The 22,798-nt window shown below is 67.2% G+C and carries 26 protein-coding genes and 3 pseudogenes; 13 read left to right on the top strand and 16 right to left on the bottom strand.

Features of this window, described 5'->3' with window-relative positions:
• Window positions 1-71: 71 nt before the first annotated feature.
• On the top strand, window positions 72-323 hold the full coding sequence (locus Y694_RS22265; protein ID WP_152543364.1) for a hypothetical protein: 252 nt from the start codon (window positions 72-74) through the stop codon (window positions 321-323).
• On the top strand, window positions 320-868 hold the full coding sequence (locus Y694_RS01125; protein WP_036229063.1) for a hypothetical protein: 549 nt from the start codon (window positions 320-322) through the stop codon (window positions 866-868). Before Y694_RS22265 ends, Y694_RS01125 begins: the two co-directional genes overlap by 4 nt.
• A 72-nt stretch (window positions 869-940) precedes the next feature.
• On the opposite strand, the gene Y694_RS01120 is transcribed toward Y694_RS01125, so the two are convergent.
• Window positions 941-1,156 carry a hypothetical protein gene (locus Y694_RS01120; RefSeq protein WP_036229061.1) on the bottom strand — a complete coding sequence of 72 codons (216 nt, stop codon included), beginning with the start codon at window positions 1,154-1,156 and terminating at the stop codon, window positions 941-943.
• 415 nt (window positions 1,157-1,571) lie between these two features.
• On the opposite strand from Y694_RS01120, the gene Y694_RS01115 reads away from it, so the two are divergent.
• From Y694_RS01115 to Y694_RS01105, 3 genes are all read left to right on the top strand, one after another.
• Window positions 1,572-2,153 carry a RadC family protein gene (locus Y694_RS01115; protein ID WP_036229131.1) on the top strand — a complete coding sequence of 194 codons (582 nt, stop codon included), beginning with the start codon at window positions 1,572-1,574 and terminating at the stop codon, window positions 2,151-2,153.
• A gap of 204 nt (window positions 2,154-2,357) precedes the next feature.
• Complete coding sequence (locus Y694_RS01110) at window positions 2,358-2,666, top strand: hypothetical protein (RefSeq protein WP_036229058.1); 309 nt, start codon at window positions 2,358-2,360, stop codon at window positions 2,664-2,666.
• A 126-nt stretch (window positions 2,667-2,792) separates the two neighbouring features.
• Entirely contained in the window at window positions 2,793-3,464 is a 672-nt protein-coding gene (locus tag Y694_RS01105; protein WP_036229055.1) for a hypothetical protein, read from the top strand.
• A gap of 69 nt (window positions 3,465-3,533) precedes the next feature.
• Here the strand turns inward: Y694_RS01105 and Y694_RS01100 are convergent, their stop codons facing one another.
• Window positions 3,534-5,834 (bottom strand): DNA repair protein, encoded by a 2,301-nt coding sequence (locus tag Y694_RS01100; protein ID WP_051511782.1) that lies wholly within the window; start codon window positions 5,832-5,834, stop codon window positions 3,534-3,536.
• 231 nt (window positions 5,835-6,065) lie between these two features.
• On the opposite strand from Y694_RS01100, the gene Y694_RS01095 reads away from it, so the two are divergent.
• The 6 genes from Y694_RS01095 to Y694_RS01070 all read left to right on the top strand — a co-directional run bounded on the left by Y694_RS01095 (window position 6,066) and on the right by Y694_RS01070 (window position 11,908).
• Window positions 6,066-6,368: a hypothetical protein gene (locus Y694_RS01095; protein ID WP_051495476.1), complete on the top strand. Its 303-nt coding sequence runs from the start codon at window positions 6,066-6,068 to the stop codon at window positions 6,366-6,368.
• Complete coding sequence (locus Y694_RS01090) at window positions 6,325-7,515, top strand: tyrosine-type recombinase/integrase (protein WP_036229053.1); 1,191 nt, start codon at window positions 6,325-6,327, stop codon at window positions 7,513-7,515. Before Y694_RS01095 ends, Y694_RS01090 begins: the two co-directional genes overlap by 44 nt.
• Window positions 7,512-9,251 (top strand): hypothetical protein, encoded by a 1,740-nt coding sequence (locus tag Y694_RS01085; RefSeq protein WP_036229051.1) that lies wholly within the window; start codon window positions 7,512-7,514, stop codon window positions 9,249-9,251. The genes Y694_RS01090 and Y694_RS01085 overlap by 4 nt, the downstream gene beginning before the upstream one ends.
• A 10-nt stretch (window positions 9,252-9,261) precedes the next feature.
• Window positions 9,262-11,106: a hypothetical protein gene (locus Y694_RS01080; RefSeq protein ID WP_155935771.1), complete on the top strand. Its 1,845-nt coding sequence runs from the start codon at window positions 9,262-9,264 to the stop codon at window positions 11,104-11,106.
• 34 nt (window positions 11,107-11,140) lie between these two features.
• Entirely contained in the window at window positions 11,141-11,560 is a 420-nt protein-coding gene (locus tag Y694_RS01075) for a hypothetical protein (protein ID WP_036229050.1), read from the top strand.
• A gap of 117 nt (window positions 11,561-11,677) precedes the next feature.
• Complete coding sequence (locus Y694_RS01070) at window positions 11,678-11,908, top strand: hypothetical protein (RefSeq protein ID WP_036229047.1); 231 nt, start codon at window positions 11,678-11,680, stop codon at window positions 11,906-11,908.
• 63 nt (window positions 11,909-11,971) lie between these two features.
• Here the strand turns inward: Y694_RS01070 and Y694_RS25270 are convergent, their stop codons facing one another.
• From Y694_RS25270 to merT, 12 genes and pseudogenes are all read right to left on the bottom strand, one after another.
• The gene (locus Y694_RS25270; protein ID WP_231497455.1) at window positions 11,972-12,889 is read right to left on the bottom strand and encodes a hypothetical protein; all 918 of its coding nucleotides are present in this window, start codon (window positions 12,887-12,889) and stop codon (window positions 11,972-11,974) included.
• A gap of 35 nt (window positions 12,890-12,924) precedes the next feature.
• A complete protein-coding gene (locus Y694_RS25265) occupies window positions 12,925-14,172 on the bottom strand; it encodes a hypothetical protein (protein ID WP_231497461.1) in 1,248 nt (415 codons plus the stop codon).
• A 141-nt stretch (window positions 14,173-14,313) separates the two neighbouring features.
• Window positions 14,314-14,421 (bottom strand): annotated as a pseudogene (locus Y694_RS25260) (hypothetical protein); the annotation flags it as partial.
• A 103-nt stretch (window positions 14,422-14,524) separates the two neighbouring features.
• A complete protein-coding gene (merE, locus tag Y694_RS01060) occupies window positions 14,525-14,752 on the bottom strand; it encodes a broad-spectrum mercury transporter MerE (protein ID WP_231497454.1) in 228 nt (75 codons plus the stop codon).
• Window positions 14,749-15,090, bottom strand: a complete 342-nt coding sequence (locus Y694_RS25255; RefSeq protein ID WP_231497453.1) for a hypothetical protein — start codon at window positions 15,088-15,090, stop codon at window positions 14,749-14,751. Before Y694_RS25255 ends, merE begins: the two co-directional genes overlap by 4 nt.
• 16 nt (window positions 15,091-15,106) lie before the next feature.
• A pseudogene (locus tag Y694_RS26980) lies at window positions 15,107-15,391 on the bottom strand (patatin-like phospholipase family protein); the annotation flags it as partial.
• 82 nt (window positions 15,392-15,473) lie between these two features.
• A complete protein-coding gene (locus Y694_RS26975; protein WP_081771165.1) occupies window positions 15,474-15,623 on the bottom strand; it encodes a patatin-like phospholipase family protein in 150 nt (49 codons plus the stop codon).
• Window positions 15,624-15,647: 24 nt separating this feature from the next.
• A complete protein-coding gene (locus Y694_RS23005; protein WP_081771164.1) occupies window positions 15,648-16,010 on the bottom strand; it encodes a MerR family transcriptional regulator in 363 nt (120 codons plus the stop codon).
• A gap of 9 nt (window positions 16,011-16,019) precedes the next feature.
• The gene (gene merA, locus Y694_RS01045) at window positions 16,020-17,705 is read right to left on the bottom strand and encodes a mercury(II) reductase (RefSeq protein ID WP_036229037.1); all 1,686 of its coding nucleotides are present in this window, start codon (window positions 17,703-17,705) and stop codon (window positions 16,020-16,022) included.
• Window positions 17,706-17,739: 34 nt separating this feature from the next.
• Window positions 17,740-18,147 carry an organomercurial transporter MerC gene (gene merC / locus Y694_RS01040; RefSeq protein ID WP_036229035.1) on the bottom strand — a complete coding sequence of 136 codons (408 nt, stop codon included), beginning with the start codon at window positions 18,145-18,147 and terminating at the stop codon, window positions 17,740-17,742.
• 28 nt (window positions 18,148-18,175) lie between these two features.
• A complete protein-coding gene (gene merP / locus Y694_RS01035) occupies window positions 18,176-18,451 on the bottom strand; it encodes a mercury resistance system periplasmic binding protein MerP (RefSeq protein WP_036229032.1) in 276 nt (91 codons plus the stop codon).
• A 13-nt stretch (window positions 18,452-18,464) separates the two neighbouring features.
• A complete protein-coding gene (gene merT, locus Y694_RS01030; RefSeq protein ID WP_036229030.1) occupies window positions 18,465-18,815 on the bottom strand; it encodes a mercuric ion transporter MerT in 351 nt (116 codons plus the stop codon).
• Between the two features lie 72 nt (window positions 18,816-18,887).
• On the opposite strand from merT, the gene merR reads away from it, so the two are divergent.
• Entirely contained in the window at window positions 18,888-19,295 is a 408-nt protein-coding gene (gene merR, locus Y694_RS01025) for an Hg(II)-responsive transcriptional regulator (RefSeq protein WP_036229027.1), read from the top strand.
• A gap of 56 nt (window positions 19,296-19,351) precedes the next feature.
• On the opposite strand, the pseudogene Y694_RS23985 reads toward merR, so the two are convergent.
• Together Y694_RS23985 and Y694_RS01020 are read right to left on the bottom strand one after the other, a co-directional pair.
• Window positions 19,352-19,519, bottom strand: a pseudogene (locus Y694_RS23985) (AAA family ATPase); the annotation flags it as partial.
• Window positions 19,520-19,585: 66 nt separating this feature from the next.
• On the bottom strand, window positions 19,586-20,323 hold the full coding sequence (locus tag Y694_RS01020; RefSeq protein WP_036229025.1) for a hypothetical protein: 738 nt from the start codon (window positions 20,321-20,323) through the stop codon (window positions 19,586-19,588).
• Between the two features lie 974 nt (window positions 20,324-21,297).
• On the opposite strand from Y694_RS01020, the gene Y694_RS22260 reads away from it, so the two are divergent.
• Window positions 21,298-22,767, top strand: coding sequence for a DUF6035 family protein (locus Y694_RS22260; protein ID WP_051495474.1), 1,470 nt, complete (start codon window positions 21,298-21,300; stop codon window positions 22,765-22,767).
• The last annotated feature ends 31 nt before the right edge of the window (window positions 22,768-22,798 follow it).

Below are 22,798 nucleotides of genomic sequence, written 5' to 3'. Positions count from 1 at the left end.
AGTACCCCTCCGCGGGTGACCCGTGGCTGGTCTCGACCTGGCCCGAGTACCGGCAGTTGTTCGAGTCGGGCGTGCCCTACGCCATCGACTTGTCGCACCTGCACATCCTGGCCTGCCACAGCGGCCTTCGCGACGACGCCCTCACGCGCGAAATGCTGGCCTGCGACCGCTGCATCGAAGTCCACGTCAGCGCCAACGACGGCCGGGGCGACTGGCACCAGGTCTGCCAACGGCCGCCCTGGTGGTGGCCCTTGCTGCAACACATCAACCCAAAGGCGGTGGTCTTCTCGGAAGGCAACCATCGCAGAAAGAGAACCCCATGAACACCACAGAGAACACCGACGTGCCCGACTACTGGGTCGATGCCTTGGGGGCGATCACCGTCACCGAAGCCGGCTTGGCCGTCGACCGCACCTACCGCGAGGCCGAACGAGCCTTCGACACGCTCCAGCACTGCTGGGCCGGCGCCTGCCTGGCGGGCCTGTTTGTGCGCCACCCTTGGCTGCAGTCGCTGCGCGCGACCTTGAGTGCATCGGCGGAGTACGACGATCAGGGCGGCACCTACCGTTCGATCAGCAACGCCGTGACGCAGGTTGTGCCGTTGGCCGGTGCCACATTGCCCGAAGCGGTCATCGACGAGGGCGCCTTCGACGAGCTCGGCGCCATCGCCGTGATCGAGGCCGATCTCGATGAGTGCGACCTCGATCTGTACAGCTCGATCCACACCGCGCCGGATGACTACGCCGACCTGGTGCTGGACCTGAGCCGCACGGCGATCGAGCCGCTGATGAACGGCGCGGCGATCAGCGGCGCCGAGGCCTACCGGGCCTGGTTCCCCGAGCAGCCTGCAAGTCCTGCCGTCGCCTGAACCGCCGTCAATTCGAGCCCAGCGCCCTCACCTCAGCGGGGCCTGGGCTCTCTTGCCGCCATTTATCGCGGGTTACGCCGCATCACGGCACCGCTCGTACTCGCTGTCGATCAGCCAGTGCAGGAACTGCGTCTCGCGCGACACCCCCCAGTAGTGCGCCTTGCACCGGGCGATGTAGGCGTCCAGCTCCGCCAGCGTGCGGATGCCCACCGGCGCGATGCCGGTGATCTTGGTGAAGCGCTCGACCTCGCGGCGGGTGAGTCGAACCTGTTGACCGAGGCGGATCATGGTGCGTGCGAACCGTTGTCGCGCGCCATCTTGGCCGAACCGCAAACATTTGTCGTCGGTTGGACCGGCGCCTTGCAAAAGATTTCTGACGCGCGATTCCAATGTCATCCGAGTCGCTCTTCAGCGCGACCTGCGCCTGAAGCGCTTGATCGGCGCCGCCACCGGCAACGCAAGCCCAACACCATCGCTTTGACATGGCGCCGCAAGCCCAGGGCTTGCCGCCACCGGGCGGGCGTCGCAGACTGACCATTCCCCAGTGCACTTCCCAGCGAAGTGCCTTCCGGCGCAGCCGGCGTCGCAGTCGTCACCTGCCTTGTCATCAGCATGGGTCATCCGGCCCATGCATCCCGAGCGGGAACCTCGTTCCCCTCTCGGGTTCGGCGTTCCCGCTTTCACATTCATGAAGGAGAACGCCGTGGACATGTCCACCCTTTCCAGGTCCGAGCTGGTCGGCGAGTTGCTCGCACACGACCGTCGGTACCTTTCCGATGAACACCTGCACGTCGCCGACGGCGAGCCGTTCCACGGACCGGTCATCGCGCAGCGGACGCTGCTCGACCAGAAGCTCAGCGCCGCACGCGAACTGATCCTGCGCGACCTGCAGACCCGCATGCGTGGCGCCCCGGTGATGAATTCGCCGCAGACCCTGCGTGAATGGCTGCGGCTGTACTGCGCCAGCCTGGAGCATGAAGTCTTTCTGGCGCTGTACCTCGATGCGCATCATGCCTTGATCGGCACGGAGCAGTTGTTCCGTGGCACCCTCACGCAGACCTCGGTGTACCCGCGCGAGCTCGTCAAGGCGGCGCTGGCCCGCAACGCAGCGGCGGTCGCCGTGGCGCACAACCACCCCAGCGGCAACGCCGAGCCCAGTCGCGCCGACGAGTTCCTGACGCAGACCCTCAAGTCCGCGCTGAGCCTGGTGGACGTCCGCTTCCTCGACCACTTCGTCGTCGCCGGCGACCACGTCGTTTCGTTCGCCGAACGCGGGCTGGTCTGAGGCATGTGGTCCGGTCAACACGAAGGAACACCATGTCCGCCACCCATGCACCGCGCTGCCCCCCGTGCCCCGGGCACGGCGTGCCGCTGGGCACGCTGGGACGCTTACGCTGGTACCGCTGCCGCGACTGCGGCATGGACTTCAACCGTCCAGCACCCAGCCGCCACGCCCCGAGTCCCCCACCGCAACGAGAAGGAGTTCATCTTGGATAACTCCACGGCCAAGAACCTGCTGCAGCACGCCGAGCCGATGGCCGCGCTGTCGATCACCCACCTGACCGCCAGCTCGCGCCAGAAGCTGGCCGCCGATGACCTGTCGGTCAACGCCTACCCCAACGAGTACGGCGGCTTCGTCTACGTTGGCGCGCCGCGCTACAGCGTGCCCACCGAGCCCGACCTCGCCACGATCTTCGACGTGGCCGAACAAGCCGGCATCGTGTGGCTGAAGTTCGACAGCGACGCCGCCGGCATCGACGGCCTGCCGATTTACGAGGGCGAAGACCCGATCTCGTGAGGCCACCAGGCTGAAACACCACGCCACCCGACCGGTGGCTCCCAGTCCCGCAGGGCATCGCGCCGCAAGGCCGGCGCCCTGCCTTCTTTGGAGCAATCACATGCACACACCCTTCGAGGCCACCCCATGGAATCGGTGACCCTCGATCGCGAGCAACGGCTCTACGTCATCGCCGATGGCGGTGGCTTCAGTTGCCTCGGTTTCGACAACGCGCGCGGACATGCCGACCAGATCGCGCGGAGACTCCGGCAGCCCGACCTGGCCTTCACGGACGAAGACGCCGACACGCTGGCCGGCTACCGCAAGTACCAGGCTGCCACGCGCGCCTGGGGCCAGTCCGCGCTGACCCATGACACCTACTTCGATCCCGGAACCCACCCTGAGGTCATCAAGGTCCTGGAGGCCTGCCGCAAGACACGCCGCCAAGCGCGCCTGGTCTATGGCGACACCCGCAATGGCCAATCCTGGTTCGACGAGTTCGATGTCGTCGGCCGCATCGGCCGCTCCACCGGATGGCTCAAGGTGCCCTTGTTGATCGAGGCGGGCGAAGCCGGCGGCGGAGCCATCCTGACGGCCTGCCTGTTGTGCATCATCGACTGGCAATCTGGCGTCGCGCTGTACACGCACCCCAGCTACCAGGTGCCGGACCTGCGCCTGGTACCGACCGGCGACGATAGTCACCCGTGGGGCGTCGAGCACCAACGGGACGAACTGGCCCGCTTCCGCGACGTCGGCAAGGCCAGCGCCTACCTGGCGTTCATGCGCGGCGAGACCATCGAGCCGCGAGTCTTCCGCTGAGGCATCCGCGCCTCTTCTGGCGGGCCGGGCTGTCCATCGGGCAGCTCGGCCCCGCTGACTTCGGACAGCTCAGGCTTCCGCGCCGGCCGGCGAAGCGGATGCACTCGTGTGCAGCGCATCCAGGTCGATCACCGCATCCGCCATCGCGGTCAACTCCAACGTCTGCGAGACGAAGAACTCGCGGTCGTAGCCGCCGAGCCGCAGCACCTCGCGCTTCATCGCCATGAACGCGCGTTTGCGTTCAGGGTCCAGCGCGCCGTCTGCCTCGTCGCAGAACAGCGTCGTGTAGCGGCGCCCAGAATGCTGTGCCAGGTACAGCGCCACCGCCCGTGTCAGGGACTCGTTGATCCACACCCGTTCCCCGCCACTCATCAGACCCACGCTCTTGCTTTCGCCCGACTCGCCGTCGTGCACGACGATGTCGAAGCCCTCGCGCTGCTCGCCCTTGCCCGTCTCCACCAACGTGTGAATGGACACCGTGAAGCGCGGCCCGTAGCAGGCCAGCAGCAGGTCGTTGGCCAGGCCGGACAGCGTGGGGCCCGCGTCGTCGATGGCCAGCGCGATCAGGCCGTCGTTGCTCATGCAGCGCGCAAACAGGTTCCAGCCGCCAAGTTCGGCTTCGACATGCGCCACGCGCGCATCGACCTGCACGCGCCGCTGTGCCAGCGACTGGATCTGCTGCGTCAGCGCGTCCATTGCCTGCGCCTCACGTGCCGCAGCCAGATGAGCCCGGTCCGCAGCAGCCACGGCCTGGCGCGCGTCCGCCACGGCCTGCGCGGCGGCCGACAGGCGGCGTTCATCAAAGGGTGCGGGCAACGCAGCCAGCAGCGCGTCGATCCGGCCCAGCCCTTCCTGCAGCCGCTGGGCGTGGCGCTTACGTTCCTCGGACAGTTCCAGCCCGGCCACGGCGATGCGCTGGCGTTCGGCGCGTTCGTCGGGCGTTTCGGGGCTGTCGGCACCAGCCACGGTCACGTCCAACGCGGCCAGTTCCTGATTCACGCGGGCCAGCGTGGACTCGGCCTGTGCCATCTCGGCCGCCTTGGCGGCAAGCAGCGCGAGCCGGGATGCGCGCTCGCGTGCGGCCTCTTCGCGCCGTTCGGCAAGCCTCAACGCTTGTGGAGCGCCCTGCAATGCGTCCCGCTGTTGACGGATCGCCACCAGTTCGTCCTGGACCTGTGCCTTGTCCCGCGCCAGCGCGGCAATCTGGGCGCTTGCGCTGGGGATCAGCGACTGTGCCTCGCGCGCGTCGCCGAGCAACTTGCACTGCCCTTGCAGATCGGTCCCGGCGCAGGGCACTTCGCGCGTCAAGCCGAATCGATGGGCCAGTTCTTCGGCGCGCAGCGCGGCCTTGCCGGCTTCGCGGTCAATTCCCTGCAGCTTCTGCTCGGCGAGCTTCTCGGCCGCCTGGCATTGCGCCAGCCGCTGCACCTGCTGACGGCAGACCGCGACCTGCCCGCTGCGCAGGGCCTGCAAGCGTGAGGACAATGGCTGCCGGGTGACGGCACGCCCCACCACACCCGACAGCGCGAGCGTCGCGAGACATTGGCGCCGCGACTGCTGCAAGGCCTGCCACCGCGCATTCGCCTGCGCGCGCCGCTGCGCGATGCGCTGCTCCAGGCCTTGAAGCCGCCCCCGTTCGCCTTGCTCGCGGCCCTGCAGCGCCTGGGTGGCTTCGGTGCCGCGGGCCAGCAGCAACTGACGCTCCGCGTGCAACTGCGCGCGGCGGGCCTCGGTGGCCTTCGACTGGTCGCGCTCGGCCACCAGGGTGATGTGCCGGGACTGGCCCACCTCCAACGCCAACTGCGCCGCCCGAAGCGCTGCCACGGCAGGCTCGACCCGCCCTGCCGCACCGTCCAGCCGAAGCCGCTCAGCCGCGAGCCGGTTGTGTTCCGCATCCAGGCCAGATGACTCGTGCCGGATCGCGACCAGCCCCGCCTTCAACAGCCGGGCCGTCTCGCCCGCCTTCTGCCCGATGACGCGGATCTCCTCCTGGCCCAGCAGGTCGGCCAGCAAGCTCTTGATCTCGGCATTGCGGTAGGTGCTGAGCTGGCGCTTCCCTTGGGCCGAGAACACCGACGTGAAGAAGGTGTCCGCCGGCCCGCAGAGAGCTTCCACGCAGCGCGCGTAGGTGTCGACCTTGCCGTCAGACACCGTGCCATCGGCCAGCACCACCGGCACCCAGGCGCCATGCTCGGCCAGCACGAACAGGAAGGCTTCGGTCTTGCGCCGGCCGTTGAGGCGCACCACCACCTGCGAACGGTAACTGCGGCCTTCATGGGCCCAGGTCAGGTCCTTCTCGCTCTCGGGCAGGCACACATGGTCGTAGTACGAGAAGCCACCCGGCCCGGCCACCGCCGCACGTGAAGGCATGGTCAGGTAGGGGTGTTAGGTTGCATTCGCGAGTGTCAACGCCCTTGGACTGAGCGGCCAACCGGCCTACAGTGATCTCACGCCCGGGTAGCCCGGGCCTCTCTCAGAGGCGAGTAGCCCCGCCGCGTCCCGCGCCTTTTTTTTTGAGCAACGCCACGGGAGGTTGCGGAGATGGTCGCGCGCCGACTACGCAGTTCGTTCAGTGCCTCGACGTTGACAAGGCTTCGCCAAATGCCGGCCTGCGACGCGCTCGCGCTGCTGGCCACCCACGTCAAGGCTGACCCGACGTTTCTGCCGGTCAAGGACGACCAGAGCCAGCGCTGGCACCTGTGCACTCGCCGCGGCGATTTCGAGATCGTGACCACGGGTCCCAAGTGGTACGACACGCGTGCGAGGCATGGCGGAGGCGGCGCCATCGACTTGGCGATTCACCTCCTGGATGTGACCTTCGTGGAAGCCGTCAAGCTTCTGAATCGCAAGGGCGCGCCCCATGGTGCAGATCATCCGCAAGGCCTCGCTGCCGACCCCCGATGAGGTGACCGAGCGAACGCGCACCGCTGCCGAGCGGGCGACCGATGTCGCCGTGCGCGAACCTCGCCCCGCCGGATTTCCGCTTCTGTTCACTAGGCACTGGCAGTTGATCGAACCGGCAGTCGCCTTCCTGCATGAACACTCGGTCCAACGCGCCCATACCGACGACACTCTGAGGACCTACGCCGAGATCCTCTACGACTGGTTCGAGACGCTAGAGCAGAACGACATCCCGTGGGAGAGCGCCAACGCCGTCGACCTCGTGGCCTATCGGAACCGCATGATGGCGCAGCCGAGCCCCCACACCGGCCGCCCGTACCGGACGACGACCATCAATCATCGCGTTCGTGGCGTACTCCGGTTCTACGAGTGGGCAGTTCGGACGCAATGGTTAAACGCCTCGCCGCTGGCGGACAAGACGCGCGACTTCCGGCTCGCACGGCATCACCGGCCTACGCGGGCCAGTCACGCTCCGACCCATGAACGCAGCCTCTTCGTCCTTCGGCAGTACGAGGAGCTGCCGCGGCCGTTGATCTCCGAGCAGGCGCGCGAACTCCTCGCGGAGCTCGCACCGCCCTACGACCTGATGGCCCGCTGGCAGCTGTATACGGGCCTACGCATCAGCGAACTGCTGCGCCTCGGCGTCAGCGACATAGGCCACCGCCCTGCGTCAGCCACGCTGCATCACGCGATCGAGGTCGTTCGCAAGGGCCGCAAGGCCGGCCACGTGATCGCGCCGGCCAGCCTGCTCGACGAGACCGACGGCTACGTCAGCGGCCATCGCTTCGCCTGGCTGGCACGCGCCCGACGCAAGGGGCGGATCGCCGAGCACAATGCCCTGTTCGTCAACGCCCGCGGTGCACCCGCGGGCAAGAACGCCTATCAACGAGCCGTGAGCCAGGCGGGTGTGGCCTGCGGATTCAAGGCCACCACGCACCTGCTGCGAGCCACCTTCGCTTGCATGCTGCTCGCGAGACTCGAACACCTGGCCGGCCGAGGTGCCAAGATCAACCCGTTGATCGTGGTGAAGGTGCTGCTCGGCCACGAGCACATCGAGACGACCGACCGCTACCTTCGCGCCGTCGCTGTCGATCCGTGCGTCCTCAAGGACGTGCTTGAGACGCTGCTGTCAGAGGAAGGGCCGTCATGAAGTCGCCGCGCCAGAGCATCCGTCGGGCGCTGTCGCAAGAGCCCGTGGCAGCGTCGGTGCGCGACGCGCAGCCCGCTCGCTTTGACGCTCCTCGCCTGGTTCGCCGGACGGTCATCGACTTCTCGTCGCTGTCCCTGCCGGAGGACGTGCGGCTTGCGCTGGCGCAGGCGTTCTGGTGCCATTGCGGAGCTCGGTCGCCGCGCGGCATCAAGTCATGCTGGGAATCGGTGCTCATCTTCAACCGCTTCGCGGCCGAGTCTGGAGCCGTCAGGTCGCTCGCGGACCTGGACCGATGCATGCTCGTGCGCTACATCGAATGGCTCAACGCGCAACGACGCGCGGACGGCACGCCCTGGGCCGTCTCCACGCGTGCCAACACCTACGGTGCCTTGCGCCAGCTGCTGCGCTGGCTCGAACGCTGCCGTCCCGATTTGGTCGACCGCATTGACCATCCCTTCGCGCCCTTCCCCGGGCGGGGTCGCGACACGCCCCCACGCGCGACGCTGACAGCACGCGAGCTTCGCGCCATCCTGCGTGCCTGCGAAGCGGACATCGCTGCCATGCGGGAGATGCGGGCATCGGCCGCTGCGCAGCGCGCCGTCGACGGCGGCAAGGCCGGCTCCTTGGGTTGGCTTCTGGCCGAGGTCGATCGTCGCTTCGGCGGCATCATGCCCAGCAGGCTCGACTTGGAACAGCACGGCAACCATCAATTGCAGATCGCCGTGCGTCGCTGGGGCGGCGCCAAGCAGATCGAGCCGTACCTGTACCCGCGTGCCGTCTCGCTGCTGCCATACTACTTGGCCATCCTGACCCACGCGGCCGGCAACCCCGAGCCCATCGCCGAACTCGGGCGCGACTGCCTGCAGGACGTTCCCCTACTGGAGAACCGCCAGGCGCTGGTGTGGTTCAAGGCCCGCGCCGGGCGCCAGCAGCGGCGGACCTTCGGACGCGACGCGGCGTTCGAGCCGCCGGCACTGGTGAGGGACATCCTCGCCTGGAACGAGCGGCTGCGGCCGCTGGCGCCGCCGGCGCAGCGCGACCGCCTCTTCATCTTCAAGGGGCTGCGCACCGTGAACGCGATGTCGACCATCACCGTCCATCACCTGCTCGCCCAATTCTGCGACCGCCACCGCCTGGCGGCGTTCGCGTTGGCGAGCATCCGGCCGAGCGTCCTGTGCAGCTTCTACCGCGCCAGCGGCGATCTGCTTCGAACGCGGGCGGTGGCCAACCACGCCAACATCGCGACGACCGTTCGCTACGTCGAGGCGCCGGTCGTGCGAAGGCACAACCACGTGCGCATCGCCGCATTGCAGGCTGCCTTTCTCGAGCACCTCACTCCTTCGCCGACCGCACCGCCTCCGCAGGCAGCCGCGGCGGCGGCGAGCGTGCTACCGCCGGGCGAGCTGGTGTCGATGTTCGGCTTCGACTGCAAGGATCCGCTGGCCGGCGCCGCGCCGGGCACCCGCGGTGGCGAGCTCTGTACCAACTTCATGGGTTGCTTCACCTGCCCGAACGCCGTGATCACGCCGGAACCGCTGACCATGGCCCGGCTGCTCCAGGCACATGACCACCTTCGCGCCGCGGCGGCGACGCTGCATCCGGCGCGCTGGCAGGCCTTCTACGCGCCTCAGCTGCGCATCCTCGAGGAAGACATCCTGCCGCGCTTCGCCGCACGCGAGATCGCTTCGGCCGAGTCGCTGCTGCCGCAGCTCCCGCCGCTGCCCGAGCTGCGATGAGGGCGCTGCCATGTCTGCTTTGCAGCACCAAGCCAGCGAACGTCCCGTCGACCCTGCGGCCGAACACGCCGACGATCGAACATGGTTCCTTCTTGAATCGAAGTGGGAAGACGACGTCTGGGTACTGGCGCCGGCGAACGCGTTGGAAGAACGGCATCCTGTGCGCCTGCGCTGGGACTTCGAGCTGCAGGACGGCCAGCGGTTCACCGACGAGCGCTACGCCGTGCTGCGAGAGACCAGCCGACAACTGATCGCACTCATCCGAGCACACTCGATGTTCACCGGACTACCGCTGCGACCGAGCACGGTGGCGCAGTACTTCTTCACCTTGCGCTGCCTGCTGCAGTGGATGGACGGCGAGGGCTTCAGCCGCTTCGCCCAACTTGACCCGCCGGCATTACTGCAGTTTCAGCAGTGGCTGCGCACCCGCCCCCTGGCCGGTCACCCTTCACCGCGCGCGCCGGGAACCGTGCTGCGCCACCTGTACCTGTTTGCGTACTTTCATCGCTTTGGCGGCGAACTCGACGACAGCCTGTCCTTCGACCCCTTCGCTGGACAAGATCAGCGCCGGGCCGCCGGCTATCACGAGGGGATGCGACACCCCTGGCCCTACACGCCGGACACCGTCGCGGTGAAGCTCGTACAGTCGGCCATCGACATCGTCACGCGCGACGCACCCGTCGTCCTGCGCGCCTGGCAGACGTATCGGCAGGCGGCGGCCGGCGGTCGCGGTGCGGGCCATGCGCACACCGGACGCGCGACACGTGCGCTTCAAAGTGCCAGTGCCGGCTTCGCCGATGCGCAATCCCCGGTGCGATCTGTCCGCGAACTCGTTCTGCGCACCGACTTGCTCTACGCCTCGTGCTTTGCCGTCATCTCCTACCTGGTTGGCCCGCGCGTCAGTGAGATCCTGCATCTGAAGGCCGGCTGCGTGCAGCGTCGCTGCGCCGACGGCGCAGGCGAGCCCGTCACCGTGATTGTCGGAGCGATCTTCAAGCGCCAATCGGGCTACCACGGGCGCGCGCATGAATGGGTCGCGCCTCCTGCCGCGGTTCAGGCGGTGGCCGTGCTCGAAGCGTTGTCTGCCGGGCACCGCGCCGTCGCCGGACGCGACGAGCTGTGGCTGCGTCGCTGGCACGGCAACGGCGCGACCGAGTGGCACGAGGTGCGCCCCGAACTGCTCGAGATCCCTTCGATCGCACGGATCAACATCCAACTGCAGCGCTTTGCCGCCTGGCTGGGCCTCGCACACGAGGATCGGCCATGGAGGCTCTCTACGCACCAGGGCCGCAAGACCTTCGCCAGGTTCGCGGCGCTGCGCGACAGGACCTGCCTGTTCGCGTTGGCGCAGCAGCTCGGTCATCGCGAGCGGGCCGAGACCGACCATGGCTACGCCGGCTCCGACTATCGGCTCAACCAGGAGATCGACGCCGAGATCCTGCAGCAGTCGATCAACGCCTGGGAACACATGCTGGCGGCACCCGGCCTGGGCGGCCGCGCCGGCGAGGAGATCGTGGCCAATCGCCCGCGCTTTCGGGGCAAGCGCATGAAGGAAGACCTCGCAAGCTACGCGCGCCTGCTGGTGGACGCGGGACTCGTGCTCGGCATCTGCGACTGGGGCTTCTGCGTCTATCGTGAGGAGCACAGCGCCTGCCTCGGCAACGCGGCCGGCCCGAACCCCGCTCGCCGCGAGCCGTCGACCTGCGCGCGCTGCAAGAACTTCGCGGTGTCGCAGCGGCATCGACCTATTGGGTCGAGCAAGTCCACCGCTGCGAGCGGTTGCTGGACGAGCCCGCCCTGCCGCGGCAGACCCTGCGTCTCGTCCGCACACGACTCGATGAGGCAAGGTCGCTGATCCGCACGATCGACAGCGATGCGAAGGAGCGATCATGACCAAGCAGGCGCGCGGCGCCACCAAGACCGCATCGGCCCAGCGCCTGCGCGAGGCGCTGACGACGATGGTTCGACAGCGAGGCGACAGCGCATCGCCGCCGGCACTGACCGCCACCGCCCTGTGCGATCTGGCCGGCATCTCGCGCAACGCGCTGTACCGCTACCACCCCGATGTCGTGCAGGCGTTGCACGCGGCCCAGCAGAAGCACCTTCGGCACCCCGACAACGCCGGGCGCGCTGCACGCCTGCGCCGCGACAATGCCGCCTTGCGCGAGCAGCTCACCAAGCTCGCGGCACTGGTCGACCACTACTTCGCAGCCTGGCAGGAGACGCGGCTCCAGCTCGAACGGCGGGACCGGGAGTTGGCCGAAGTGCGCCGCGCCCACAAGCCCCAAGTGGTTTCGCTGCAGCGCTGAACCTCCGCCGCAGTCGCGCTCCCCGGGAGGAGCTGCGGCCGGGGGTTGACTTTGACACAGGGGCAAGCTCTACGCTGCCAGCACTCGGGGTGGTGGTGCCCCGCTTGGAGGTCCGCAATGAACAGCGACCTTGGATCCGGCCGTCGCCTCGCGCGAGGGCTTTTGCGGCTCTACAGTCTGGCCGTCGCGAGTGAGCACCGCGGCGTTGCGGATCACCTGCTGTGCGCCCTGGAGCAGCTCGCGAAGAGCAAGCCTGCGTGCGAGCACATCCTCGATCAGGCATACCTGTGGGGAATCGGTCTCCATGCCCCGGCCGATCCGCACAGGCCACGAGCCGAGCCGCAATGATCGTCGCCGGCGCTGCCGGCTTGGGGCCGCGGCCGCTACGGCGCGGACACGGACCTTGCGCTTTCATCCTTGCGCCTTCAGCGCGTCGAGGTCGATCACGGCATCGGCCATCGCCGTCAGCTCCGGCGTCTGCGAGACGAAGAACTCGCGCTCGTAGCCGCCCAGGCGCAGCACTTCGCGCTTCATCGCCATGAACATGCGCTTGCGCTGGGAGTCCAGCGCGCCGTCCGCCTCGTCGGTGAACAGCGTCGTGTAGCGGCGGCCGGTGTTTCGCGCCAGGTACAACGCGATCGCGCGGGTCAGGCATGACTCCACGAACGTGCGCTCGCCCCCGCTCATCAGGCTGACGCTCTTGCTTTCGCCGGTGTCGCCGTCGTGCACGACGATGTCGAAGCCCTCCTTCTGATCGCCCTTGGCGGTCTCCAGCAAGGTGTGGATCGACACCGTGAAGCGCGGTCCGTAGCAGGCCAGCAGCAGGTCGTTCGCCAACGCCGAGAGCGCGGGCCCCGCATCGTCGATCGCCAGTGCGATCAGGCCGTCGTTGCTCATGCAGCGCGCGAAGAGGTTCCAGTTACCCAGCTCGTCCTCGACGCGGGCGCTGCGCGCGCGAACGCGCTCGCAGCGCTCGGCCAGAGCGGCCACTTGTTTGGACACCTCTTCGATCGTCTGCGCTTCGCGTACCGCCGTCAGCATCGATTGCTCGGCGGCGCTCAAGGCTTCCCGAGCCGCACCCAGCGCTTGAGAGGCCTGCGTCACCTGTCGCTCGTCGAAGGCGGACGGCAGCGACGCGAGCGCGTGATCCAGGCGCGCCAGCGCTGCCGTGGCCAGCCTCGCCTGTTGTTCCAGTTGCTCCTCGACCGCCTGGCGTGCCGCGGCGATCTGCTGGCGCTCGGCGCGCTCGTCGGCGGTTTCGCCAGCCGCATCGGCGGCCACCCCGGGCCCCAGCGCCTGCAACTCCTGTTCGATCTCGACCAATGTCATCTGTGCCTGTGCGCACGCCGGCGCCTTCGAGCACATCACGCCAGGCGACTCACCCGCTCGCGCGCGACGGCTTCGCGACGTTCGGCCCGTGCCAGATTCTGCGGTGCGCCGGCAAGCGCTTCGCAGCGCTGACGCGCGGCGAGGAGTTCCTGCCGCGCCTCGGCCTTCTCGCCGGCCAGCCGGGCCAGCTGGGCCTGGGCGTTCGGGATCAGCGCCAGCGCCTCGCGCGCGTCACCCAGCAGCTTGCAACGGCCCTGCAGATCCGTGCCGACGCAGGGCACCTCGCCGGTCAAGCCGAACCGGCGCGCGAGTTCCTCGGCTTTCAGCGCGGCCCGTCCCGCCTCTTGCTCGATGCCTGCCACGCGCTGTTCGGCAAGCCGCACCGCCCCTCGGCAGCGCGTCAGCTCGTGGGTCTGCTCGCGACAGGCTTCGGTCAGCGCGCTGCGCAGCGCCTGCACGCGCTGCGCCAGCGGCAGGCGCCTCTCCGCACGCTGTACCTCGCCGGCCTCGGCAAGCACTGCCTGGCAACGCTGGCGGGACAGGGTCAGGGCCTGACGCCGCGAGCGTTCCTGCTGCAGCCGTCCGGCGATCCGCTGGTCAAGCCGCTCCAGCCGTTGCCGCTCGGCTTGATCCCGGGACTGCAGAGCACGGCGAGCCTGCGCGGTTGTGTCGAGGGTGGACTGGCGTTCGGCCGCGAGCTGTGCGCGGCGAGCCTCGGTCGCCCGCGCCTGCTCTCGCTCGACCGCCACGCGCGCATGCCACGCCTGCGCTGCCTCCAATGCGGCGTGTGCCGCCGTCTTGGCACGCTCGGCCGCCGACACGCGCTCGCCCGCTCCGTCAAGCTGCCGGCGTGTCGCCTCCAGGCGCACCCCCTCAGCGTCGAGCCCGATCAGCTCCTGGCGGATGGTCGCCAGCCCCGCCTTCAACAGGCGCACCGTTTCCGCGGCCTTCTGACCCAGGGCCTGGATCTCTTCCTGCCCGAGCAGGTCGGCCAGCAGCGACTTGATCTCGGCGTTGCGATAGGTGCTGAGCTGGCGCTTGCCCTGCGCCGCGAACACGGAGGTGAAGAACGTCTCGGCGCTCCCGCAGATGGCCTCGACGCAGCGGGTATAGGTCTCGACCCGGCCGTCGGACACCATGCCGTCGTCGAGCCGCACCGGCTGCCAGCCACCGGCGTCGTCGAGCGTGTGCAGATAGGCCTCGGTGCGGCGGCGACCACAGAGGCGGATGACGATCTGCGATCGGTAGCAGCGGCCCTCATGCGCCCAGGTCAGGTCCTTCACGCTTTCGGGCAGGTACACATGATCGTAGTAGGAGAAGCCGCCCGCCCCCGCCAGCCCGGCTCGGCTCGGCAGTCCGATGTAGGGCACGAGGCAATCCATGATCGTCGACTTGCCGCTACCGTTCGCCCCGACGATGGCGATCAGTTGCGCGTCCTGGGTCAGACGCTCGAGGTCCAGCGTGATCTCCTCGCGGCCCAGGCCGTCACGAATGCCGCGGAATCCCTTGAGCGTGAGTGCGAGAGGTTGCATGGAGAGCCCCGAGGAAGCAGATGCCTCAGGCTCTCACGGGCAGTCTCCACATCAAGGCCACCGCGGCGACGAACAGCCTTCCGTTCAGCCACCCACACAACGATCACCCCTTGCGGCCGAACATCCGCATCGCGCCGGCCGCGGACGCAACGAACAGGCCGGTCAGTGCCACGGCCGCAAGTCCCCAGTGTTCGCCGAGGACCGCGCCGGCAGAGGTGCCGGAGAACACCGCGATCCAGATCGGCAAGTGGCAAGGGCAGCTCACAACGGCCAGCGCTGCGAGCAGGTAGGCGCCGAGGCGCTGACGCGCCGTCTGGTGACTCGAAGTCAACTGACTCGCCATGGGGTCGTTTCGGCCTGCAGCCACGCAGCGGACCGCGCTTCGTCACCCGACTTTTCGAACGCCGCGAGGGTTTGCTCGTAGGCGGCATCCATCAACGCATCGGCGTGTCCGAAGTCGAGCAGCCCGACCTCGATGTCCAGGCGGGGTTCGACCACCCGCACGGCCACGCCCTGTCGCCGGTGGTGCTGCAGGTCGCAGCCGTACTTCGTCTCCAGTGCGATCCAGAAGCTGCGCAGCAGGATCCCCAGCGGTGAGCGCAGCGGCCGTCGTGCAGCCGGGCAACAGGTGCACAGGATCATCAGCATCTCCCGCGCGCCGCGCGCCACGCTCCAGCGCCGACGCGAACGGTACGTTGCTGGCCACCGCACCATCAACCAACTGCCGCCCGTCGATGGTCACTGGCGGGAACACACCCGGCAGGCTCATGCTCGCGACGACGGGCTCGAGCAAGTCTCCGGCGCCGTGCCAGTACACCGGTGTGCCGGTCAGCAGATCCGTGGTTGTCACCACCAGCGGAGTCTTCAGGTCTTCGAAGACCAGCACCGGCAAGGTCTTGCGCAGCAGTCGCCGCAGAGGGTCGAGGCTCAGCGGCCCGCCGCCACGCCAGAGCGCCTGCCAATATGCCATCCGACGACATCGGCGCGGCCCACGCGCTGCCACCACCGAGCCAGTTCATCCGGCGGCATGCCGGCGGCGATGCATGCCCCGTTCAGGCACCCACCGAACTGCCGACGACGATCTCGAACGAGAGGCCCAGTTCCGTTATCGCCCGATAGAAGCCAACCTCCATCGCGCCGCGGGCCCCGCCACCGCAGAGAACCAGCGCCCTGCGAGGTGGCTGGAGCCCGGGCGGTTTCATCCTGGGTCGCGTCGCGCGGACGCGTCACAGGGCGGCCTTCGCAGCCACCTGGCCACAGGTGCTCGAGAGCACTCCCGCCAGGCTCATCAAAGCGGCCTGCCGCTCGTCGATGACAGCTGCCAGCGTGCGACGAGCCAGTGCCACGGCGCCACGGTCGCCGCAATCGAGTGCCCGGATCAGGCTGCCGATCTCGGCGATGCGCAGGCCTGCGCCAGTGGCGGCGACGATCAGCCGCAGTCGCGCCACGCAATCATCGTTAAATCGGTGGTGTCCCGTGGCGGTTCTGGCGCAGGGTTTGACCAGCCCGCACGCCACGTAGGTGCGCAACTGGTGCACCGTGGCGCCCGCCCGGGCGGCCGCCTGCGCGACGGAGTAGTCGGCACTCATGCAGGCGCTTCAGCCGGCACAGCACGAGAGCTGCTTGACGTCCCTGGTGAAGGTCTGCGCGCACAGCTTGAGCCCTTCCACCATCGTCAGGTACGGGAACAGCTGATCGGCCAGGTCGTGCACCGTCATGCGCGCCCGCAGCGCGAGCGCGGCGCTCTGGATCAACTCGCCGGCCTCGGGCGCGACGGCCTGCACGCCCAGCAACCGCCCGCTGCCGGCCTCGGCCACCAGCTTGATGAAGCCCCGGGTGTCGAAGTTCGCGAGCGCGCGCGGCACGTTCTCCAGGCTCAGCGTGCGGCTGTCGGTCTCGATGCCCTTCGCATGCGCTTCGGTTTCTGTCATTCCCACGGTGGCCACCTGCGGATCCGTGAAGACCACCGCCGGCATCGCACTCAGGTCGAGCGCAGCGTCGCCGCCCATCATGTTGAGCGCGGCGCGCGTGCCGGCCGCAGCGGCCACATAGACGAACTGCGGCTGGTCGGTGCAGTCGCCGGCGGCGTAGATGTTCGCAGCACTGGTGCGCATCGCCGCGTCGATGACGATGGCGCCCTGCGCGTCGACGGCCACGCCCGCCGCATCGAGCGCGAGGCCATGCGTGTTGGGCGTGCGGCCGGTGGCGACGAGCACCCGGTCGGATCGCAGTTCGCCGCGATCGGTTGCGAGCACGAATTCGCCATCGGCGTGGCGAACCTGGCTGGCCTGGGTGTGCTCGAGCACCTCGATGCCCTCGGCACGAAATGCCGCCGTGACGGCGTCGCCGATCGCGGCGTCCTCGCGAAAGAACAGCGTATGGCGCGCCAGCACCGTCACCTTGCTGCCCAGCCGCGCAAAGGCCTGCGCGAGCTCCAGCGCCACCACCGACGAGCCGACAAACGCAAGACGGGGCGGGATGGCGTCGCTGGCCAGTGCTTCGGTGGACGTCCAGAACGGCGTGTCCTTCAGGCCGGCGATCGGCGGGATCGAAGGGTGCGCGCCGGTGGCGATCAGGCAGCGGTCGAACGCCAGTTCGCGTTCGCCGCCATCGCTAAGTTTCACGACGAGACGGCGGCCGTCCTTGAAGCGCGCCTCGCCGCGCAACACGGTGATCGCCGGCGTGCTTTCCAGAATGCCCTCGTACTTCGCGCGCCGCAGTTCGTCGACGCGGGCCTGCTGCTGCGCGAGCAGCCGGCTGCGGTCGATCGCGGGCGTACTCGCGGCGATGCCGGCGTCGAAGGGACTCTCGCGCCGCATGTGGGCCACGTGTGCCGCGCGGATCATAATCTTCGATGGCACGCAGCCAACGTTGACGCAGGTGCCGCCGATCGTGCCGCGCTCGATGAGGGTCACGCGAGCACCGCGCTCAGCCGCCTTCAGCGCCGCCGCCATCGCGGCACCGCCGCTGCCGATGACGGCGATGTGTATCGCTTCGCCGCCGCCGAGCGCCTTTTGGCCCCCGCCGAGCCAACTGCGCGCCTTGTCGAGCAGGCCGTTGCGCGGCTGCTGGGACGCAGAGTCGGGAACCCGGGCTCGATAGCCGGCCGCGGCCACGGCCGACATGAGGGCCGCCACGGGTGTTTCTGGGGCAAGCGTGAGCTTCGCCGTTCCCTTGGGATAAGAAACCTGCGCGGAGCGCACGCCGGGGACCTTCTCCAGGGCTTGACGGACATGCGTCGCACACGAGTCGCAGGTCATGCCGCTGATCACGAGTTCGGTCATAAGGTCGCTTTCAACAGAAGCTGGTGCAAAGGCTTCAGGCGTGTTTGGCCGGAATTTCGCAGCCGGCTGGACCGCAACGCCGATTCGCCGGCGAGACGAAGTCCCAGATCGAAACGCCGACCATCGCCGCGAGGCCGACGTAGAGAAGCTTCTCGGCCACCGTGAAGCTGGCGATCAGCACGATGACAGGTCCGATCATGCCGAGCACGGTGCGGTGCCACTGGCGATGGCTGAACCAGCCCAGCGCGTTCGCCAGCAGCGCCAGCCCCGCGAACAGCGGCAGCAGCACGGTGACGAACAAGGCCTCGAACTGGCTCAGGAAGCCGAGCCCGAGCGCGGCGCCGAGGCTGGCCAGGGCCGGGAAGCAGGCGCCACAGCCCATTGCCGAGACGATGCTGCCCAGCGAGCCAGCCTTGTCGGAAATGCGCGTCACGACGTTCATGGCGCGTTCCCTCTTTCGCTGCAACGGTTCAGCGCTTGACGGTGGATGGGTAGCCCGCGTTCTCGGTCGCCTGGGTCAACTTCTGCACGGTGGCCTTGGCATCGTCGAAGGTCACGACGGCCTGGCGCTTCTCGTAGCTCACGTCGACCTTGTTCACGCCCTCGACCTTCGAGATCGCCTTCTTCACGGTGATCGGACAGGCCGCGCAGGTCATGCCGGGCACGTCGAGCGTGACGGTTTGAGGTGCCGCCTGCGCAGCGGCGACGCCGATCGCGAGCATGGTGGTCAGGAACAGCTGCTTCATGGAGAACTCCTGGTCAGTAGAACAGCGGAAGGACATAGGGGAAGGCGAGCGCGATCAGCACCAGCGCGCCGACGATCCAGAAGATGGCCTTGTAGGTGGACCGGACTTGCGGGATGGCGCAGACCTCGCCGGGCTTGCAGGCCTGTGCCGGCCGATAGATGCGTCGCCAAGCGAAGAACATCGCAACGAGCGCGGCGCCGATGAAGATCGGGCGATAGGGCTCCAGCACCGTCAGATTGCCGATCCAGGCGCCGCTGAAGCCCAAGGCCACTAGCACCAGCGGGCCTAGGCAGCAGGTGGATGCCAGGATCGCGGCAAGTCCTCCGGCGAAGAGGGCACCGCGCCCTTCTTGTGTTTCGGTCATTCGCTTTTCCTCGGCCAGTCTGGAGACGATGGCGTAAGCTTATTTCCGTACTCATGTACGGAGTCAAGCGGAATGGAACGAGAACAGAACGGCCTGACCATCGGGGCCGTCGCCAAGGCGGCCGGGGTCAACGTGGAGACGGTTCGCTTCTACCAGCGCCGGGCCCTGCTGCCCGAGCCCGACCGGCCCTATGGCAGCATCCGGCGCTATGAGGCCGAGGACGTCGCCCGCGTGAAGTTCGTGAAGGCCGCACAGCGCTTGGGCTTCAGCCTCGACGAAGTGGCAGGCCTGCTGCAGTTGGACGACGGCACGCATTGCGATGAAGCGCGCCAACTTGCCGAGGTCAAGCTGGCGGACGTGCGCAAGAAACTGAAGGATCTGCGGCGCATCGAGTCAGCACTGGCCTCCCTCGTGCGCGACTGCTGCACAAGCCGTGGCACCGTGTCGTGTCCGTTGATTGCCACCTTGCAGAAGCAATGAATAGCTCGGTAACTTCGGTAACTTGATCTCTTGTTGACACCGCGAACTCAACATAAGGGGTGCATGTTATCCATCACCGTGGTCTTGCCGCGGCCGTTGGCACCGGCGATGGCGATCAGCTGAGCCCCGTCGGCGAGACGCTCGAAGTCCAGCGTCAGCGTGTCGCGGCCCAGGCCGTCGCGGATGCCGCGGAAGCCTTTGAGGGTGAGGGTCAGTGGTTGCATGGCGTGTACCTTGGAAAGCTGGTCGAGAAAGTCTCTCGCAGGTACGTGCCAGGTCAAGGCGATCGATCAGCTGGTCGTCGAACGCCTAGACAGAGCTCGCTCGAGCAGCTTCCGGAAATCGTCCAGGTCGCGAGGGCGCCGGTCCTCCTCTCGGAACTCCATGCGGCCATCTGTTGTGTCGGGCAGGTTCGCCCGAACCTGAGCGGCCGCCAATGGGCTCAACCCATCGATGACCGCGACGGGATGAGCTCCGTCGTAGTCGGCACAGAAGACGTAAAACCCAGTTTCGCGGTGCGTCTGCAGCAAGCCCTTGTAAGTCGGAACTGCTGCGGACCACACGCTGTTGCCGTCGTAGCCAAGGCGATGAACCCACAGCGAGGTGCTCTTGTCCATTGGGTCACCTGTTCGCGTGAAGCGCCATTGCCCGTCCTGAACGATCAATATCTCCTGTGAACGCTCATCGAGCATCCGGACCTTGACATCCACCGGCAACCCGATACCAAAGAGCGCCGCGATATCCTCGGACCGGCGTGTCGTGAGGCCGCCCACTCGTTCAACTGCGGCGCTCGCGGGACTCTGCGCCCGGATCACCGGATAGGCAGCGATCTGCCGAGCGTCGATGCGCGCGGCCGTTGAACCCTGCAAGTGCTCGCTGAGCGTATACGTCGGCATGTAATCGAGCGCGGTGAAGCTGTACTTGCTTTCGAGAGCGACGCCGGCCCAGTCTGCGATCCATGCACGCGGCGCACTTGCCAGCAAGTCAGCGACGTCATCAATCGCGTCGGCGTGGAAAGCGCATGCCACGTCGTCCTTGCACAGGTACCAGGGTTACAAGAGGCGGGCGCTCAGGTCACCGAGTGGAGCAGCGAGGTGGTTCCAACTCTGGGCACCGAAGGCCGCAGCGGCCACAGCCTGGGTCTCAGCGGTGCTGGGATCTGTCTTGCCGCAGGCAATGCACAACAAACGCGCCGACAAGAGCCACTCCCGAGGGATCGGGTGGTGAGCCATTCGCTCGCGGAACTGCTGCATCTCGTGCGGGTCCTGGTGTTCACCCTCAACTACGGTTGACATGCCCGGCCACTTGCGAATCCGCTTGAACAGCTCAGCGCGGGGATCGCCTGACTTTCGGAGTCCGCAGATAGTGCTCTGTGCCCGTTGGCGAAGTGCTGGGCGCACATGTTCTACCAGGAGCGGCGCAGCCGTGGCCAGAAGATCCTCGCCGACATAGAGTCGCAAGGTGCGCTGGTCTTCGACGTACACAACACGGCTGGGCATGCATCGGTTGCTCTCACACGCGCCGAGCAAGACAGCCAATACTTCGGACTATGAGGGGGCGCAGACCAGACCGTCTCCCTCCCCATCCAAGCGGTGGCCCGCGGGGGCATACCGAATCAAGAACCAGTCGGGGGACTTGGGCGATCGCAGAACTGCATCTGCGACTACGAAGTCGGCCTCTGTGAACAGGGCCTCTGCTTTCTCATGCCATTGAGGACCCAGGGAAGTTCGGACGTCGCCAAGAAGATGCTCGAGTCGCAGGCACATATCGTCCCAGCGGCTACCAGGGAAGCGTTGGAGATCGGAAGAGTTCATGCAATACCTCGGAAGAAATGGGCATTGCGGTGTGCACCTTGCCGCGCCCAGTTCACGAGGTACCAAGCGGCGAAACTTAGAGGCCCTGGTTTACCTTCCGCAGAGCGCGGGTGCACGGCAGGCTGGCGCAGCGACGAGAATGGTAGCTCACGGGAGGAGTGCCGGGCAACCCCGGACGCAATGACGCGATGTACGGCTCCGCATCTGGATCTGGTTTACAGCAGACGGTCAGGCTGGCCATCGACTGCCACACCAGCGAGCTGGTTGCGGCCGAGGCACTCCTGACGTTGCCAGAAGTCGAGTTCACGGCGCTGCGAAGGGAGGCCATGCAGGCTCGGGTGGACAGACGCAAGGGTCGCGCCGCCGAGCGCTTCCGCTGCGCCATTTGTAAGTGCCCGCTGTACCTGTCCCGTCGCATCACAGGCACTCAGAACCGGTGGTTCGTTCACGACGGTAAGGCTGACGAATGTCCGTGGTTCGAAGGTCGCCGCCTGGCGCCAGAGCAGATCAAGGCTCTGGTCTACCGCGGGCAGCAAGAGGGCCAACAACATCGGGAGATGAAGGACTACATCGCCCGCTGGCTTCGGCAAGACCCGCAGGTTCAAGATGTCCGTCTCGAGAAGACGACCTTCAGCGAAGTGGTCAAGGGCGAATGGCGCAGGCCGGATGTCAGGTGCACCTATCGAGAGGTGCCGCTGGTCTTCGAGATCCAGCTGTCCTATACCTTCCTGTCGGATGTCATTGCACGCGATGCCTTCTATCGCCGGGAGAAGACGTTCGTGATCTGGGTGTTCGCGAGATTCGACAGCAGCCGCGCGGCCGTGACAGATGAGGCGTTCTTCAACAGAAGAAACCTGTTCGTGCTCGATGCTCAGGCACGAGAAGACACGATAGCTCGCTCAGCACTTACCTTCAGTGGCTTCCGCCAGCTTCCGAGTCTGAGGGATAACCATTCGTGGCGAGATACCTGGGAGGCGCTGCCTGTCGGTCTGCACGAGGTCATATTCCCTGCCGATACGTACAGACCGTACTTCTTCGACTACGAAGCGCGACGCAAGGAGATCGAGAACGCTCGAATCGAAGCGAGCCGAGCGGATGAGGAGCGCCGTTGGCAGGCTGGCGTTGACGCTTACCGGGTCGCAGCGAGGCGCTTCTTCGCGAGTGATCACGGAGACGAAGAGCGAAAGGCGCTGTTGGAAATCGTCGATGACCTGGAAGAGAACACAGCGTGGCATCCAGGCTTCGAGGGACTGCGCGAGTCGCGGTTCTTTGGGTATCACGGAGTGCTTGCGGTACTGATGTCGATCCAGGCTGGTGAGCCTGTTGGCTACAACCCCAAGCTGTCAGCCTTTCAGGTCATCGAGGCTGGCTTGCGCACAGGCAGCCATGTGGGCAAACATGCGTACGCCGTGCTTCACCTCTGGGCATACAAAACGTACCGACCGACAGTCAGCGAGAAGCATCGACGCTGGCTCGTCGACTACGCACGAGAAGTCAAGCGGTCGCTGGAAAGCGGGGAGACCGCCTACCGACGAGACACGTCTTTCGACGAGGCGATCGGGCTGCTGTTTCCGGAGCTTGAGGAGCAGTTGTCTGGACCGTTCGGGACGGACCTGATGAGCGACGGCGATGGCGATGGCGAGAGCGATGGCCATTGACTGACAAGCAAGAGAGAGGCGACCCGCCAGC

It is taken from the genome of Methylibium sp. T29-B (assembly GCF_000576225.1).
Classification (GTDB): domain Bacteria; phylum Pseudomonadota; class Gammaproteobacteria; order Burkholderiales; family Burkholderiaceae_C; genus Methylibium; species Methylibium petroleiphilum.
Note: the sequence above shows the minus strand (reverse complement) of the source record. Positions and strands in the feature narration are given on the sequence as shown.

Excerpts from the sequence above, each read along its gene's own strand:
- Y694_RS01105 (WP_036229055.1), top strand. The coding sequence starts at position 2,793 with ATGGAATCGGTGACCCTCGATCGCGAGCAACGGCTCTACGTCATCGCC.
- Y694_RS01080 (WP_155935771.1), top strand. The coding sequence starts at position 9,262 with ATGTCTGCTTTGCAGCACCAAGCCAGCGAACGTCCCGTCGACCCTGCG.
- Y694_RS01095 (WP_051495476.1), top strand. The coding sequence starts at position 6,066 with ATGCCGGCCTGCGACGCGCTCGCGCTGCTGGCCACCCACGTCAAGGCT.
- Y694_RS01090 (WP_036229053.1), top strand. The coding sequence starts at position 6,325 with ATGGTGCAGATCATCCGCAAGGCCTCGCTGCCGACCCCCGATGAGGTG.
- merT (WP_036229030.1), bottom strand. The coding sequence starts at position 18,815 with ATGACCGAAACACAAGAAGGGCGCGGTGCCCTCTTCGCCGGAGGACTT.
- merA (WP_036229037.1), bottom strand. The coding sequence starts at position 17,705 with ATGACCGAACTCGTGATCAGCGGCATGACCTGCGACTCGTGTGCGACG.
- Y694_RS01125 (WP_036229063.1), top strand. The coding sequence starts at position 320 with ATGAACACCACAGAGAACACCGACGTGCCCGACTACTGGGTCGATGCC.
- Y694_RS26975 (WP_081771165.1), bottom strand. The coding sequence starts at position 15,623 with ATGAAACCGCCCGGGCTCCAGCCACCTCGCAGGGCGCTGGTTCTCTGC.
- Y694_RS01100 (WP_051511782.1), bottom strand. The coding sequence starts at position 5,834 with ATGCCTTCACGTGCGGCGGTGGCCGGGCCGGGTGGCTTCTCGTACTAC.
- Y694_RS22260 (WP_051495474.1), top strand. The coding sequence starts at position 21,298 with ATGTACGGCTCCGCATCTGGATCTGGTTTACAGCAGACGGTCAGGCTG.
- Y694_RS01085 (WP_036229051.1), top strand. The coding sequence starts at position 7,512 with ATGAAGTCGCCGCGCCAGAGCATCCGTCGGGCGCTGTCGCAAGAGCCC.
- merC (WP_036229035.1), bottom strand. The coding sequence starts at position 18,147 with ATGAACGTCGTGACGCGCATTTCCGACAAGGCTGGCTCGCTGGGCAGC.
- Y694_RS01070 (WP_036229047.1), top strand. The coding sequence starts at position 11,678 with ATGAACAGCGACCTTGGATCCGGCCGTCGCCTCGCGCGAGGGCTTTTG.
- merR (WP_036229027.1), top strand. The coding sequence starts at position 18,888 with ATGGAACGAGAACAGAACGGCCTGACCATCGGGGCCGTCGCCAAGGCG.
- Y694_RS25270 (WP_231497455.1), bottom strand. The coding sequence starts at position 12,889 with ATGACATTGGTCGAGATCGAACAGGAGTTGCAGGCGCTGGGGCCCGGG.
- Y694_RS23005 (WP_081771164.1), bottom strand. The coding sequence starts at position 16,010 with ATGAGTGCCGACTACTCCGTCGCGCAGGCGGCCGCCCGGGCGGGCGCC.
- Y694_RS01120 (WP_036229061.1), bottom strand. The coding sequence starts at position 1,156 with ATGATCCGCCTCGGTCAACAGGTTCGACTCACCCGCCGCGAGGTCGAG.
- Y694_RS01075 (WP_036229050.1), top strand. The coding sequence starts at position 11,141 with ATGACCAAGCAGGCGCGCGGCGCCACCAAGACCGCATCGGCCCAGCGC.
- merP (WP_036229032.1), bottom strand. The coding sequence starts at position 18,451 with ATGAAGCAGCTGTTCCTGACCACCATGCTCGCGATCGGCGTCGCCGCT.